The organism is Flagellimonas olearia (assembly GCF_009184425.1).
GTDB classification, from domain to species: Bacteria; Bacteroidota; Bacteroidia; order Flavobacteriales; family Flavobacteriaceae; genus Flagellimonas; species Flagellimonas olearia.
Map to the genome: position 1 here is coordinate 326,499 of NZ_WELG01000001.1, position 14,938 is coordinate 341,436.

Sequence of the window (14,938 nt, forward strand, 5' to 3'; positions counted from 1 at the left end):
TCGGATTTTATTAGGGTTCTTTATAAGTCAATCCGTTAAACGGAATTTACCCAATTTTTTGCCTGATTGGTAACGTGTATTGAGTTCCATAACAGAATTAAGTCCCAAGCGCATTAACGGGTAAGGATATTTTCAAGATATTTATGGAGGATTTTCCACATCAAAAAGAGTATGCAAAAACAGGAATTCGATATTATAAAATCCACAGGGGAGAAGACCAAGTTCTCCGTTTCAAAATTGGAAAACTCCCTAAAGGCCAGTGGGGCAGATGATGCTTTGGTGAAAAAAATCGTCAGTGTGGTCATGGACGAGCTCTACCCAGGAATCTCCACCAAGGAAATCTATAATAGGGCATTTGCCATGCTCAAAAAAACTAAATCGGTTTGTGCTTCAAAATATAAATTGAAGAAGGCCATTTATGAACTGGGCCCCACGGGATTCCCTTTTGAACGGTTCATAAGCGGTATTTTATATTATTCGGGATACACCACCCAAGTGGGGCAAATGGTGCAAGGCACCTGTGTGTCCCATGAAATAGATGTGTTGGCTCATAAAGACGGAACCTTGAACATTATTGAATGCAAGTTTCATGGTGAGGATGGCCTAAAGTGCAATGTAAAGGTACCGTTGTACATTGCTTCCAGATACCATGACGTTAAAGGACCGCTCGAGTCGGAAAAGGAAAAAGAATATAATAATACTGCGGGATGGGTGGTTACCAACACCCGTTTCACCATGGATGCGCTCCAGTATGGAAAATGTGCGGGATTAAAACTATTGAGTTGGGACCATCCCTCCGGGAATGGATTGAAGGATAGGATTGATCGGCTGAGGTTGTATCCCATTACGGTCTCCACTTTACTATCGGCAAGGGAAAAACAGTTTTTGTTGAACAGGGATATTGTGTTGTGCCGTCAATTGTTGGAAGATAGTTTTTATTTGGACCATTTGGGGGTTTCCAATGGTAGAAAGAGTAGGATCATTAACGAAATGCAATCCCTGTGTCATACCCAGATTTAGTATATGGAAAAACTTAAAATTCATTTTTTGGGTGCTGCGGGTACCGTAACGGGGTCCAAGTTTTATTTGGAAACCGATGAAATCAAGATACTGGTAGACTGTGGAATGTTCCAAGGGAACAAAGAACTTCGGATACAGAACTGGGAAGCTTTGCCCATTGATGTTTCACAGATAGATATGGTCCTGTTGACGCATGGGCATTTGGATCACTGCGGATATCTTCCCCTATTGGTAAAACAGGGATTTCAAGGAAGTATTTTGGGAACGGCACCCACTTTGGAGATTGCCAAGATCATTCTTGAAGACAGTGCCAAAATATTGGAAGAAGAAGCGGAAAGAGCCAATAAGGAAGGGTACAGTAAGCATGACCCGGCACTTCCGCTGTTTGACCAGCACGACGTGATGGCCACCTTAAAACTCTTTAAAAGTATAGAAGAGGAGGAAGATATAGGGCTTTCACCCCATTGTTCGGTACGTTTCAGATATAATGGCCATATCATTGGTTCAACGTTTATTGAGATTGACCTTTTTGGCAAAAAGTTGGTGTTCTCTGGTGATGTGGGACGTTTAAAGGACGACCTACTTGATTCGCCCAAACGTCCACAATGGGCCGATTATATTTTTGTGGAAAGTACCTATGGTGACAGGGAACATCCCGAAGAAGATTTGGAGGCTATTTTACAGGAACTCATCCAAAGGACCATTCAAAGAAGGGGTACCTTGATCATTCCATCTTTTGCTGTGGAGCGATTGCAATCCCTCATGTATTTGTTGTATAAACTTTACGATAGGAACAAAATCCCCAACATTCCCATATTCGTGGACAGTCCCATGGGAATAAACGTACTGGAGGTCTTTGGTCGATTTCCCAAATGGCATAAGCTTGCCCCGGAAGAATACCGTAATATGTGCAACCATGTTACTTTGGTAAGCTCATATCGCGAAACATGGGAAACCATTGATGATCCCAGGCCCAAAATCGTCATTGCGGGTAGTGGCATGGTTACGGGGGGAAGGGTGCTTACCTATATCAAACAACTGGCGGATATGGATTCCACCTCCATATTGTTGGTGGGATATCAAGCCGAAGGAACCCGGGGCAGGGATTTGTTGGAGGGCGCACAGGAATTGAAAATGTTTGGAAAATATGTGCCGATCAAGGCCAATGTGCAGCATTTGGAAAGTTTATCGGCCCATGCAGACCAAAAGGAACTGTTGCATTGGCTTGAAGGCGTGGACAATGTGCCGGAAAAAGTGTTCCTCATACATGGGGAAACCGAGGCCATGGCTGTTTTTAAGACCAAGATTGAAGAAGTGTTCGGATGGCACACCCATATTCCTGAACTCCATGAAACCGTTGAAATTTTCCTTTGACCCCATGGGTGGGGGCATCATAATTTGATTCCATAGCTCAAATCACCCGCATCACCCAAACCGGGAACAATATACCCTTTGCTGGAAAGCTCATCATCTATGGCCGCTATCCATAACTGTGTATCCTCCGGGAATACTTTTTTTACCTTTTCAACACCTGGCTGGGATCCAATTACGGAAATGATATGGATTTTTTTGGGCGTACCATGGCCTTTTAAAACATTGAGTACATTTTCCAAGGTCTTTCCCGTGGCCAACATGGGGTCTGTCAGCACCAATACTTTATTCTCCAGGCAAGGTGCGGCAAAGTACTTGACCACCACTTCAAAATCATCCGAATCGTTGGGATGATGGCGGTATGCGGAGATGAATGCATTTTCGGCAGCATCAAAGTAGTTCAAAATGCCATGATGTAAGGGCAAACCGGCCCTGAGTACGGAACAAAGCACCAATTGATCTGTACAGCTCTGGATTTTTTTTGAACCCAATGGGGTGATGACTTCTTTTTCCAGATAGGTTAGGGTCTTGCTCATCTCATAGCCCAAGACCTCACCGATCCGTTCAATGTTCCTTCGGAACCGCATGGCGTCTTTCTGAATCCCCACGTCCCGTATTTCAGAAATAAAGGTGTTTAGCACGGAAGGGGATGTATCAAAACGGTTGATGATCATATCGAAAGTATCAGTAGGATTAAAGGTCTTTCGTAAAAATAACACATAATACTTCTGGTTTTACATGATGTCGCTTATAGCACCTTCCTGATTTATATTGGGCATAATGATACTATTAAGGATACTGCGCAAAGGATTAAAAGCGTAGAGAAGTAACACAAAGGTGATATAATGATAATCTGCGATTAACTGGGACGGGGTAACTTGAACATTTACCCTGTAAATTGAACTTTTTTAAAATCCTGAGCGTGTCTGGCTTTTAACATATTGTATGTTTCTGTAAATCAATCAAGTAAATTAGACTTCATGATTTAGCACTCTCATTTATAAAAAAAATGGCCAACAATAAGTTATATTAGCGAAATTCTTGATTTTATTAGAGAAAAGCGGTTGAAGAGAAATTCTAGGATACGACTGTTTTGAAATATCACAAAAAAACATTGTAATTTTAGGATTTTATCCAAAGAATATCGTTAAAAATTTGAAAATTTACAGAAATTTTCGAGAATTGGCGGTGATGTACTTGATGATACGCTTAATATAGAAAAAAAATGGATGCGTATGGAACGCGTTTGAAGGCATCCAAACACAACAGTTCGGGTAAGCGGCATTAAAAGTATTTCCCCCTATTTTTTCTATCGCCAGAAAATGAATAAAGATTTTTACAGCGCAGAGGACTTTCAGTTTTCCCAATTTAAAAAAGGGGATAACCGCGCTTTTGAGTTTTTTTTCAATAAGTACTTCAATGATATCGTAGGGTTCAGTCAAAAGTTTATTGGCGATCGTGACAAGGCCAAGAGTGTATCCCAAGATGCATTTATCAAATTATGGACCAACCGGGATAAGATCATTAAGATAGGAGGTATCCGCTCATTTTTGTTTACTTCGGCCAAAACCGATTGTTTGAACCTGCTTCGCCATAAAAAAGTCAAGAGAAGGTATGAATCCTTGAAACTCCAGGAAAAGGAAAGATTATTGGATATGGAAATTCTGGATTCTTTAAGGTTTGATTCCATGACCTTTTCCGAGCTTGAGGAATTGGTTGAAAAGTCCATTGCCGAGATGCCTGAAAAATGCAGGCAGATCTTTATGAAGAAGCGCATGGAGAACAAGAAGAACAAGGAGATAGCTGAAGAAATGGACATCACCCTAAAAGCAGTGGAGGCCAATATGACCCGGGCACTAAAATTTCTCAAATTAAGACTCGCCAGCTACATTCCCTACATCCTGATTTTAATTTTTTTAACGCTTTTTTAAAAAAAACTTAACTCTTATATAGGGTAGCATGTCTTTGAGGTGTACCTACTACAAACACCAAAGACTTTCAATGGAATATCGTTTGATAACCAAATACCTGTCGGAAGCAGCTTCCGAAGCCGAGGTGGCAAAAATTTTCCAATGGATAGAAGCCTCTCCCAATAACAAGGAGGCTTTCATGGAAATAAAGAAAATATGGGCCTTGGGAACCAAGGGCGATGCAGATATTGAAAAAGCTTGGTATGAAATACAAGAGCGTCTCAGCATCATGTCGCGCAGAAGAAAAAGGACCAATGTCCTTAAATACGCTGCCGTTTTCATTGGACTGGTTGCTGGAGCCTATGTTTGGTTGTTCCAAGAACCCGCGGAAAACCCAGGGTTGATCATTGAGGACAGTGCCGTGGTTCTTAGTACCGGTGACAATACCTCAGAGAAGCTCAACGTAAATTCCGAGCAGAACTTTGCAACCCAAGGCGGAAAGGTGTTTGCAACCCAGATAGGGAACAAAATTGTATATAAGACCAACGAGTCCATGAAGGAGTTGGTGTACAATGAAATAAAAGTACCTCATGGAAAAACGTTCCAGTTGGTACTTTCAGATGGTTCCTTGGTGCATCTCAATTCGGGTACCTCCATGAAATTTCCGGTCAACTTTCTGCCAGATCAAGAAAGAAAGGTATTCTTGGACGGAGAAGCTTATTTTGAGGTGGCCAGAGACGAGAAACGCCCCTTTTTGGTGGAAGCCAATGATATAGATGTCCAAGTTCTGGGAACACATTTTAATGTAAGCTCCTATAAAGGTACCGAACCTTTTGCGGTATTGGTGGAAGGAAGTGTTTCGGTGTCGGATAATCATCAGGAAGAAAACTCTGGGGCTTCCCAGGTCATTGTGCCTGGACAAAAAGCATCATTGACCTCCAACGGATTTGCTGTGGAGGAGGTAGATGTGAACGATTACTTGGAATGGAGACAGGGAAGATTGATTTTCAACAACGAGTCTTTCCAAGAAATTGTCTACAAAATTGAAAGAAGGTACAATGTAGAGATCAGTAACGCCTACACAGAACTGGATCCCATAAAGTTCAATGGTAAATTTGGAAACGAAACCATCATTGATCTATTGGATACGTTCAAGGAAAGTGCTGGATTTGACTACTATATTGAAGATAATAAAGTGATAATTAATCAACCCAACTAAAAACCACTTGCCAATGAATTAAAACAAACTGACTCAAAAAAAGGGAACGCGGCCACGTTCCCCTAAACAAATGATTTTAACTGAAGGATTGTTAATCAATCAAAATCTCTCAAAATTATGAAAAACAACCATTGGTTTTCCTGTTTTTTGGAAAACATTTTAAACAAGAACCGAACATTGAAGGTTTCGATCTTATTATTTATATGTGTCTTGTTCAATCTCCATGCGAGTTCATATTCCCAGAACACAAAAGTGACGGTGAGTGTGAACAACGCCCCTATTGAAATGGTATTGGGCCAGATAGAGAACCAAAGTAAATTCAAATTCTTTTACAAAACAGGTGAAGTTGATGTGAACAAAAAGGTGACCATCAATGTGAAGAACATCGCTATCAAAGATTTGTTGCAAAAAATCTTTGTTGGGGACAATATCTCTTTTGTAACCGTAAAGAACCAGATTGTCTTGAAGAGCAACAGACCTACAAAGCCTGTTTTTTCTGGAAAAACCCCTATGGCCAATGCGGAGCAACCTGCTCCACAGATTTCCATTAGCGGAACCATAGTGGACAGTAACGGAGTTCCTATTCTTGGAGCCTCGGTCATAGAAAAAGGGACCACCAATGGTACCGCGGCCGACTTTGATGGGAACTATGTGCTACAGGTTTCCGGTCCTGACGCCGTTTTGGTATTCAGTTCATTGGGATTCTCTACCCAAGAGATTGCCGTAGGAACCGCCACTACCTTAAATGTGACCTTGATGGAAGATGCACAGAGTCTTGATGAAGTGGTCATTGTGGGGTATGGTACCCAGCGTAAAAGTGACTTGACCGGTGCCATTTCATCTGTTTCATCGGATGATGTACAAGGACAGCCTGTTGCCAACATCAACGAAGCGGTTCAGGGAAGAATACCTGGTGTGGAGATTACTTCCAGTTCAGGTGAACCTGGGGCACCCCTACAGATCAGGGTTCGTGGTATGGGTACTTTTGGAAATACCGGTCCACTATATGTTGTGGATGGTATGCCGGTAAACGTTACCGATGTAAACTCCATAGACCCAAATTCAATTGAGTCCATGGACATCTTGAAAGATGCCTCTGCTTCTGCCATTTATGGTTCCAGAGCTGCCAACGGGGTGGTTTTGATCACTACCAAAGCAGGAAAAAGTGGTAAACCTAAAGTGACCATAGACAGTTACTACGGTATTCAGGAGTTTACGGATTTCATTCCTTTATTGAACTCTAGGGAATATGCACAGTTGAACATTGATGCTTCTGCTGCGGCCGGAGCTACCGTAGAACCCGCATTTGCAAATCCTGAAAGCATCACAGTAGATACAGATTGGCAAAAGGCAGCCTATCAGGCGGCTCCTATCCAAAACTATAATGTATCCATATCAGGAGGTAGCGAAAACGCAAAGTACTCTGCTTCTGGTGGCTATTTTGACCAGGAAGGTATCATGGTGTTCAGTAACTTCAAAAGATATACTGCCCGTGTAAAGAGTGAATTCAAGATTGGGGAAAAATTGACTATTGGAGAGTCCATTAACCTTAGTAGGGGATTAGGACTCAATATGGGTCAAGGAAACAACTTGGATTTTGCCTACTTATTGGGAGCTTCACCAACCATGCCTATTTTCAGGGAAGGAAACCTTGGAGGGTACGCCGGTCCAAATGCGGCTGAAACCGGAAGGAACAACCGTGAAAACATTGTGGGTAGAAGGAACTTCAGACGTACCTATACCACCATCAATAAGATTTTGGGAAGCTTGTATGCCGAATATCAGATCATTCCTAATTTGAAGTATCGTTTGAACTTGGGTATCAATGCTGGTTTCAATACCTCTAAATTGTATGTGCCCAAATTTGAGATGGAGAACAGGACCAACCTTGTTCAGCAATTGACTGAGAGCAAGAGAGAGTCTTACGAATATTTGGTCGAAAATATTTTGACCTACGACAAGCAATTTGAAGATTTCTCCCTTTCCCTTTTGGGTGGATATACAGAGCAGAATGCCTTCTATAGCAATATAGGTGGGTCCATTCGCGAATTCCCTAGCAATGAGCTACAGGTGATTGACGCAGGAACGGGAAGCTTCACTATTCAAGGAAACGAGTCTGAATGGGCTTTGAGATCATATTTGGGAAGGGCCAACATTACTGTTTTGGACAAGTATCTGTTTACAGCCACCTTCCGTCGTGATGGTTCTTCAAGATTTGGTAGCCAGAACAGATATGGTAATTTCCCATCCGTAGCTTTGGGATGGAACATTTCCAGGGAAAACTTCATGTCTGCCATACCAGCCATCAGCAACCTAAAGTTAAGGGGAAGCTGGGGTAAATTGGGTAACCAGGATACCAATGACAATTATGTGAACCAGACCACCATTGATACCACACCAAGGTATATTTTGGGAGCAGGTCAAGGCATAGCCGCCGCCGCCGCGGTTACCAGCTTGGGTAACCCAGCCTTGAAATGGGAATCCACAACACAGACCAACGTAGGTGTTGATTTAGGATTGTTGGATGGATCTATTTTCTTCACCGCAGATTACTGGGTTAAGGATACTGATGGCGTTTTATTGCGTACTCCGATTTCCGTGGCCACTGGTATTGAAAGATCCTTAGGCCCATACGAGAACTCTGCAGGGATCAAAAACTCCGGTTTCGAGTTCTTGTTGGGATACAGAAAAGATCGTAACGATTTCAACTATGAGGTATCGGTCAACTTATCCACGGTTAAGAATGAGGTGACCAGCTTGGGAGATGGAACAACATCCATCATCAACTTGGTGAACAATGCCTATAATTACGGAACCTTTACACGTACCACAGTTGGAGAGAGCATGTCCAGCTTCTATGGTTATGTTGCTGATGGAATCTTCCAGAACGATCAAGAGGTGGCCAGCCATGCCACACAGCCTGGTGCCGCACCTGGAGATGTTAGGTTCAAGGACTTGAACGGAGATGGGGCCATCACCGATGCAGATAGAAAGGTGATAGGAGATCCATTCCCTGACTTCAGCTATGGAATCAACGGAAGCATGTCCTACAAGAACTTTGATTTGAGCTTGAGCTTCCAAGGTGTTGCCGGAAAGGAACTTTACAATAGCCAGAGGGCCTATTTGGAAAGTATGGACGGTGAGCATGAGCAAATGGCCACTACATTGAACCGCTGGACCGGGGAAGGTTCCACAAATACGTTCCCAAGAGCGGTACGTGGAAATCCTAACGACAACACGCGTCCTTCAACACGTTTTCTTGAAAATGCTTCTTTCTTGAAATTGCGTAACATCCAAGTAGGGTATAGATTCCCAAAAACAATCTTGGATTCTGTTGGACTGACCAATGCCAGGGTTTATTTAAGTGCCCAAAATGTGTTCACCATTACCGATTACTCAGGATATAACCCTGATGTACTTGGTGGATCTGGTTGGGCGACCAACGATTTGAATCCTCTAGCAGTAGGGGTTGATACGGGAACTTATCCTTTGCCAAGAACCATACAATTGGGTGTGCAAATAGGATTGTAGGAAACCGAGGAAAATAAATCGAAAAAAATAGAGATCATGAAATATATATATAAAATACTTACTCTTAGCTGCTTGGCATTATCTCTAGGCAGTTGCGAAAAAGATTTTTTGGATAAAACTCCGCCAGATGCCATTCCAGTTGACGGGTTCTTTAACTCGGCCGAACGTGCGGAGCAAGGGGTAAATGCTATTTATGCAACCCTGCAGACCACTGAATTGTATTCTAACACCATGTCTAAATTGTACACTCCGCCAACAGGTGAGGTGGTGCTTACCAATACTGGTGGTTATGGATTCAATGATTTTACCTATTCCGCTGCCGATGGTATCCTAATGGACGTGTACGGAAAGCTGTATGAAGGCGTATTTAGGGCCAATACAGTAATCAAAGAAGTACCTTTGATGGAAGACATCGATGCAAGTCTTCAGAGTAGGTTGGTGGGAGAAGCCAAGTTCTTACGTGCATTTTATTACTGGCATTTGACCACCCTTTGGGGAGATGTGCCCCTGTTCACAGAACCTTTTGAGGTGCCTTCGGACGCTTTGGTGGCAAAATCAACCAGGGCTGCCATCTATGAGGTGATGATTCAGGATTTGATAGATGCGGAAGCAGTGCTTCCAGAAGTTTACGGAGCCTCGGATTTGGGTAGAGCCACCAAAGGAGCTGCACAGGCCCTTTTGGGAAAAGTCTATCTGTATGATGAGAACTATGAGCAGGCCGAAGCTTGGCTTGGTGAGGTAATCGATTCAGAGCTGTATGACTTGGTAGAGAACTTCGGAGATGTTATCAATATCAACAGTGAGAACAATGTGGAGTCCGTTTTTGAAATCCAGTTTGCCGAAGTGGGTGAAGGCGATGTTGGTACCTTAAGGGTATCTTACAACAACCCACAGGTAAATGGAGGTTTTGGAAACAATTTGCCCACACAGACCATTGTTGATGCTTTTGAAGATGGTGACCCAAGACTTAACGAATCCATCTTTATTGATGGCGATGTTTTTGCCCCTGAACTAAGTACAGAGAGCTTGAACTTGGATACCTATCAATCCGTATGGTCCGCAACAGGATATAACCTTAAAAAAGGTTTGTTCCCCGTAATGTACGTGAACAACAGAGGGACCAACTTCCCGGCCATCAGATATGCAGATGTATTGTTGATGTATGCAGAGGCTGCCAATGAATTGGATATGAGGGATGTTGCCCGTGATGCGGTGAACGAAGTTCGTGACCGTGTGGGAATGACCTTGTTGGATGCAGGAACCACAGGGACCAAAGAAGCTTTGTTCGATGCCATTGTGCATGAAAGACAAGTGGAGTTGGCCTTTGAATACCATCGTTTCAATGATTTGAGAAGATGGGGATTGGCCCAAACTGTCTTGGGACCCAATGGTTATGCAGAACGAAACAGATATTACCCATTACCTCAGGAAGAAATAGATACCAATGAAAACCTTGTTCAAAGACAAGGATGGTAATTGATTCATTTTGAATGACAGAGGAAATTTAAAATAAGTATACAGTGAAGAGTGCCACAGGAGTAGGTTCTGTGGCACTCGGACACTGTTGTTTTAGAAAACTTGGGAGGAAATGGATGATCATGGAATTGGAATAACCCAAAAACAATAACAGATGATTACAAGGAGAAAATTATTGAAAAACTTATCGGCTGTTCCGGTAGTAGGTGGATTGGTAGGTACCGGAATGGTATCGGCCTGTGAATTCAACAAGACCGACTCAGGAGCTGGAACAGAAGAAGCGACCAGGAACTTTTTTGAGGAACTGGGCGTGACACCGGTAATCAATGCGGGGGTTACCATGACCTTTCTATCGGGCTCGTTGATGCGTCCAGAGGTGATGGCGGCCATTAACTCCACCGCCCATGATTTTGCCAATATGTACCAACTACAGGACAAGGTAGGTGAAAAGATAGCCGAAATGCTCAACGTGGAAGCCGCTATGGTGACCTCGGGAGCAGCCTGTGCCATGGTATTGGGTACTGCTGCGACCATAACAGGTATGGATTTGAAGAAGAGAAGGCAATTGCCGGACCTTCCCGATCCACGTCCGGAAGTTATCATGCAGAAAAGCCATAGATATGTCTTCGATCAAGCAATTCCTACAGCAGGTGCTCGGATTGTAGAGGTGGATGGTGCCGAGGAAATGGAAGCTGCCATCAATGAGAACACGGTAATGGCCTTGTACTTCAATGCGGCAAGCGGACCAATTTTACACGAAGAGTTCGTAGCCATAGCCAAGCGTCATAATATACCCACGTTTATTGATGCCGCTGCTGATGTACCCCCAAAGGAAAACTTGTTCAAGTTTCAAAAAATAGGTTTCGACCTGATTACTTTCTCAGGAGGAAAAATGATCAGGGGACCTCAGAGTGCCGGACTTCTTTTTGGTAGAAAAGACCTTATTGAAGCGGCCAAGTTCAACCATAGCCCCCATGAGGCCCCAATAGGTAGGCCAATGAAAGTCAACAAAGAGGAGATTTTTGGGATGTACGCAGCCCTTAAGGCCTATTTGGAACTGGATCATGAAAAGGAATGGCAAGATTGGTTGGACCGTATTGAACGTATCAAAACCAAGATAACCACCATTGAGACCGTAAGTGGGGAGACCCATGTAAGCCCTGGTCCTGCAAATGCCTTTCCAAGTATGTTGGTGAGCTGGGATCAAGAAAAGGTGAAGATGAGCCCAAAAGAGGTTAGTGATGCTTTAAAAGCGGAAAACCCAAGTATTGTAACCAATATTAGAAGAGGAAGAGATGGTGCCGAGGACAGATTGAGCGTTGGTGTTGTGCTTCTAAAGCCGGAACAGGTAGACTACGTGGCCGAACGTTTGGCCGACGTATTGAGTAAAGCCGTATAAGGCTTTAAGATATTTGGTCATTGTGAATCCAAATGCAATGGCCCCGCTACTCTTCAAGTGGCGTGTAAAATCGAGCAATCATTGGAATTGTTTGGTTAGTTTTTTAGATTGTATGGGGCGCAGGTGACAACCAGCGCCCCTTTTTTGTATTTGAGGTTCCTTTATTCCAAAACCATATAACCAAAATATTCAGGTCTGTGGAAAGCCGGTGATTCTGCCATAGTGGAACTCCAACAAGCAAAAGTCGAATTTTCGGCATTGTTCCTCCAATCCTTCTCGGTATGGTCTTCTTGGGAAATGATTCGGTAAAAATTTAATCGGTACACGTTGTCAGGCGTATTTTCAGGGTATTGTAGCAATTTTAATGGAATCTTCATGGAACCACTCCATGTATTGGTGCCTTGGTCTTTAGAAGCATTATGTACCACGCCCATGGCATTGGGGTCCAAATGTTCTGAGCTGAATTTTCCATCGCTTTTAAAGTTATTATGGATGGTTGCCAAAAACATGGCATTATTGGGGTTTAATTGAATCTCTACATAATCTTCCTTTGGTTCTTTTCCTTTGCTGATAAATAGCTCAAAGACCTCTTGGGTATACATTCGGGTATTGTCCTCTGTAAAATGGTTCTGGTCCATTCTGGGGTTATCCCTGCACTCAAATTTTATTTCAAGAAATTCATTATCGTATTTTACCATCACCAAGGTCTCTTCCGGGATGGGCTGTCCGCCAACACTGTGTTTGAAATTTAGGTCCTTTAATTGGGTAAACGATTTCTTGTTTATAGTGAGTGTTGGAAGTTTTTTGGTTTTCTCGTCGTTCATGGTCTGGTTGGTTTGGATGGCCTTATTGTCATTGTCCAGCTGTTTCGTGACACCGCAGGATAAGGTTAATATGGAGCAGAGTAGTAGAACAGTGGGTTTTGCGTTTTTCATGGTTTAAAAGGATGTTATTCAGTTTTGATTAATTATTCGGTTAAAGGCTGGTAATACAAATGTTCCCAGTTTTCCAGAGATTACTTTATGAAATCGGAAAACCTTGTTTATTAGGATATTCACTGTTTAATTCGACTCTAGGCATTGTACATGAGAAAAAAAATGGTCTCGTATTTTTGGCCCAATTTTTTCTCAAGAATCTTAAAGGCACGGGTCATATGTGCCTCAATGGTCTTTATGGAAATTCCAAGATGATCCGCAATTTCTGTATGTGTGAGCCCTTCTTTTTTGTTGAGTAGAAAGATATGTCTACACTTGGTGGGAAGATTGTTGATTTCCAGATTTACCAATCTAATGATTTCCTCAAGATTATCTTCTTCCTTTTCCACAACGATGTCTATGGCCTCTAGATATTTTTTCTCTAGATAAAGAACAGATTTGTTCTTCCGGTATTCATCAATGAATTCGTTATATACGGATTTGTATAGAAAGTTTTTGATTAAAAAATTTGGATTGAGCTTTTTTCGTTTTGTCCAAACCCTTACAAAGACATTTTGTACAATATCCTCTGCTTTTCCATGGTCGTTGGTAAGGGTATAGGCATAGGCACAAAGTCTTTGGTAATAGGTGTCCATCAAGTATTCATAAGCCTTTTCGTCACCCTTGATCAACCTTTTGGTCAAAAGGTAATTATTGTCGGTATAGTCCATTTAGAGGTTGATAATTTTCCATCTACTTTATCGTTTTCGCCCGAAAAATTATAAAAAAAATCATAAAAAAATACAGGGTCAAAAAACTTTCACACGTATTTAAGAATAATTGCAAGGCATGAATTCGACCCAAGGGCATAACTTAATCATCAAGTTCCTCAACAAGGAAGCCAATCGCAGGGAATTGGAGGAGTTGGATGACTGGTTGAGTGACCAAAACAATATCACAATCTTTAATAATTTAGTTAGAATCCACTACCTAACAACGAGTTGCATGGCAGATTACGACTTACATAAAGCCAAGGAATCCATAAAACAGAAAGTGAAGTCCAACAAAAGAAAGGGCAGACTTCATACATACACCAAAATTTCCATTGCCGCATCCATATTGCTTGCTATCGGATTGATTTTTGGTGGCCGTTATTTTAAGAAAGAGACTGTAAGTGTACCCAATAAAATTGTGATTGGCTCCGATAAGGCGGTGCTCACTTTGGAAAATGGGGACCAAGTAGCGCTGGAGAAAGGCAAAAGTTTTCAAAAGGGTACCATGCGGAGTAATGGGGAGCAGATTGTTTATGGAACGCATGAGCGGACAGATGAAGGAGATGATGTTTTGTACAATTACCTGACCATACCTAGGGGAGGTCAGTTTTATCTTCAATTGTCCGATGGTACAAAAGTTTGGTTGAACTCCGAGACCAAGTTAAAGTATCCCGTGACGTTTTACCAGGGGCAGACCCGCGAGGTAGAGCTTGTGTATGGAGAGGCCTATTTTGAGGTTACACCAAGTACCCAAAACAAGGGTTCAGACTTTAGTGTGGTGTCCAATGATCAGACGATAAGTGTTTTGGGTACCGAATTCAATGTAAGTGCTTACAAGGATGATGATGAGATCGTGACCACCTTGGTAGGAGGTAGGATTGCATTGGAAAAAGGAAATTCCAGAAAAACGCTTCGTCCCAATCAACAATCACGAATCCAGAAAAACATGGACCAAATAGAAGTCATTGATATGGATGCCTCCCAGGCCATCTCTTGGGTAAATGGGGTGTTCATCTTTGACGGGGAGTCCTTGGGCGAGATCATGAAAGTGCTCTCGCGGTGGTATGACATAGATGTGATATTCGAGTCGGCCCAACGCAAGGATTTCAATTTTACAGGAATATTGGAAAGGACCAAATCATTTGACGATATCTTGACATTGATTGGTGTGGCAAGCCAAGGCGAGGTCAAATTTGAAGTAAAAAACAAAACTGTACATATAAAATAGGACAGTATGTAAGGAAATGCTGATTGCATAAAAAAAGGAAAAGGCTAACACATTCCACCGTAATAGCCTTTGTCCTCAGCGGATTAATTAAAACTAT

General features: G+C 42.4%; 11 protein-coding genes. 8 read left to right on the forward strand and 3 right to left on the reverse strand.

Annotation, left to right across the window (positions count from 1 at the left end; genetic code table 11):
- Positions 1-171: 171 nt before the first annotated feature.
- Both F8C76_RS01295 and F8C76_RS01300 read left to right on the forward strand, forming a co-directional pair.
- Entirely contained in the window at positions 172-1,020 is an 849-nt protein-coding gene (locus F8C76_RS01295; RefSeq protein WP_152130118.1) for an ATP cone domain-containing protein, read from the forward strand.
- 3 nt (positions 1,021-1,023) lie between these two features.
- Positions 1,024-2,394, forward strand: a complete 1,371-nt coding sequence (locus tag F8C76_RS01300; RefSeq protein ID WP_152130119.1) for an MBL fold metallo-hydrolase RNA specificity domain-containing protein — start codon at positions 1,024-1,026, stop codon at positions 2,392-2,394.
- 17 nt (positions 2,395-2,411) lie between these two features.
- On the opposite strand, the gene upp is transcribed toward F8C76_RS01300, so the two are convergent.
- Positions 2,412-3,065: a uracil phosphoribosyltransferase gene (gene upp, locus F8C76_RS01305; protein WP_152131430.1), complete on the reverse strand. Its 654-nt coding sequence runs from the start codon at positions 3,063-3,065 to the stop codon at positions 2,412-2,414.
- Between the two features lie 648 nt (positions 3,066-3,713).
- Between upp and F8C76_RS01310 the strand changes: the two genes are divergently transcribed.
- The 5 genes from F8C76_RS01310 (at position 3,714) to F8C76_RS01330 (ending at position 11,926) form a co-directional block, all read left to right on the forward strand.
- A complete protein-coding gene (locus tag F8C76_RS01310; RefSeq protein WP_129655881.1) occupies positions 3,714-4,322 on the forward strand; it encodes an RNA polymerase sigma-70 factor in 609 nt (202 codons plus the stop codon).
- Positions 4,323-4,392: 70 nt separating this feature from the next.
- Positions 4,393-5,520: a FecR family protein gene (locus F8C76_RS01315; protein WP_170283932.1), complete on the forward strand. Its 1,128-nt coding sequence runs from the start codon at positions 4,393-4,395 to the stop codon at positions 5,518-5,520.
- A gap of 117 nt (positions 5,521-5,637) precedes the next feature.
- Positions 5,638-9,051, forward strand: a complete 3,414-nt coding sequence (locus F8C76_RS01320) for a TonB-dependent receptor (RefSeq protein ID WP_152130121.1) — start codon at positions 5,638-5,640, stop codon at positions 9,049-9,051.
- 36 nt (positions 9,052-9,087) lie between these two features.
- Positions 9,088-10,527, forward strand: coding sequence for a RagB/SusD family nutrient uptake outer membrane protein (locus tag F8C76_RS01325; RefSeq protein ID WP_152130122.1), 1,440 nt, complete (start codon positions 9,088-9,090; stop codon positions 10,525-10,527).
- Between the two features lie 154 nt (positions 10,528-10,681).
- Positions 10,682-11,926 (forward strand): aminotransferase class V-fold PLP-dependent enzyme, encoded by a 1,245-nt coding sequence (locus F8C76_RS01330; protein ID WP_152130123.1) that lies wholly within the window; start codon positions 10,682-10,684, stop codon positions 11,924-11,926.
- Positions 11,927-12,087: 161 nt separating this feature from the next.
- Here F8C76_RS01330 and F8C76_RS01335 read toward each other — a convergent pair whose 3' ends face one another.
- Positions 12,088-12,861: a carbohydrate-binding family 9-like protein gene (locus tag F8C76_RS01335; RefSeq protein ID WP_152130124.1), complete on the reverse strand. Its 774-nt coding sequence runs from the start codon at positions 12,859-12,861 to the stop codon at positions 12,088-12,090.
- Between the two features lie 137 nt (positions 12,862-12,998).
- Positions 12,999-13,571 (reverse strand): RNA polymerase sigma factor, encoded by a 573-nt coding sequence (locus F8C76_RS01340; RefSeq protein ID WP_129655893.1) that lies wholly within the window; start codon positions 13,569-13,571, stop codon positions 12,999-13,001.
- 118 nt (positions 13,572-13,689) lie between these two features.
- Here F8C76_RS01340 and F8C76_RS01345 point away from each other — a divergent pair, with 118 nt between their 5' ends.
- Complete coding sequence (locus F8C76_RS01345) at positions 13,690-14,841, forward strand: FecR family protein (protein WP_152130125.1); 1,152 nt, start codon at positions 13,690-13,692, stop codon at positions 14,839-14,841.
- Positions 14,842-14,938 lie beyond the last annotated feature (97 nt).

Excerpts from the sequence above, each read along its gene's own strand:
- F8C76_RS01310 (WP_129655881.1), top strand. The coding sequence starts at position 3,714 with ATGAATAAAGATTTTTACAGCGCAGAGGACTTTCAGTTTTCCCAATTT.
- F8C76_RS01315 (WP_170283932.1), top strand. The coding sequence starts at position 4,393 with ATGGAATATCGTTTGATAACCAAATACCTGTCGGAAGCAGCTTCCGAA.
- F8C76_RS01345 (WP_152130125.1), top strand. The coding sequence starts at position 13,690 with ATGAATTCGACCCAAGGGCATAACTTAATCATCAAGTTCCTCAACAAG.
- F8C76_RS01330 (WP_152130123.1), top strand. The coding sequence starts at position 10,682 with ATGATTACAAGGAGAAAATTATTGAAAAACTTATCGGCTGTTCCGGTA.
- F8C76_RS01300 (WP_152130119.1), top strand. The coding sequence starts at position 1,024 with ATGGAAAAACTTAAAATTCATTTTTTGGGTGCTGCGGGTACCGTAACG.
- F8C76_RS01295 (WP_152130118.1), top strand. The coding sequence starts at position 172 with ATGCAAAAACAGGAATTCGATATTATAAAATCCACAGGGGAGAAGACC.
- F8C76_RS01320 (WP_152130121.1), top strand. The coding sequence starts at position 5,638 with ATGAAAAACAACCATTGGTTTTCCTGTTTTTTGGAAAACATTTTAAAC.
- F8C76_RS01340 (WP_129655893.1), bottom strand. The coding sequence starts at position 13,571 with ATGGACTATACCGACAATAATTACCTTTTGACCAAAAGGTTGATCAAG.
- F8C76_RS01335 (WP_152130124.1), bottom strand. The coding sequence starts at position 12,861 with ATGAAAAACGCAAAACCCACTGTTCTACTACTCTGCTCCATATTAACC.
- upp (WP_152131430.1), bottom strand. The coding sequence starts at position 3,065 with ATGATCATCAACCGTTTTGATACATCCCCTTCCGTGCTAAACACCTTT.
- F8C76_RS01325 (WP_152130122.1), top strand. The coding sequence starts at position 9,088 with ATGAAATATATATATAAAATACTTACTCTTAGCTGCTTGGCATTATCT.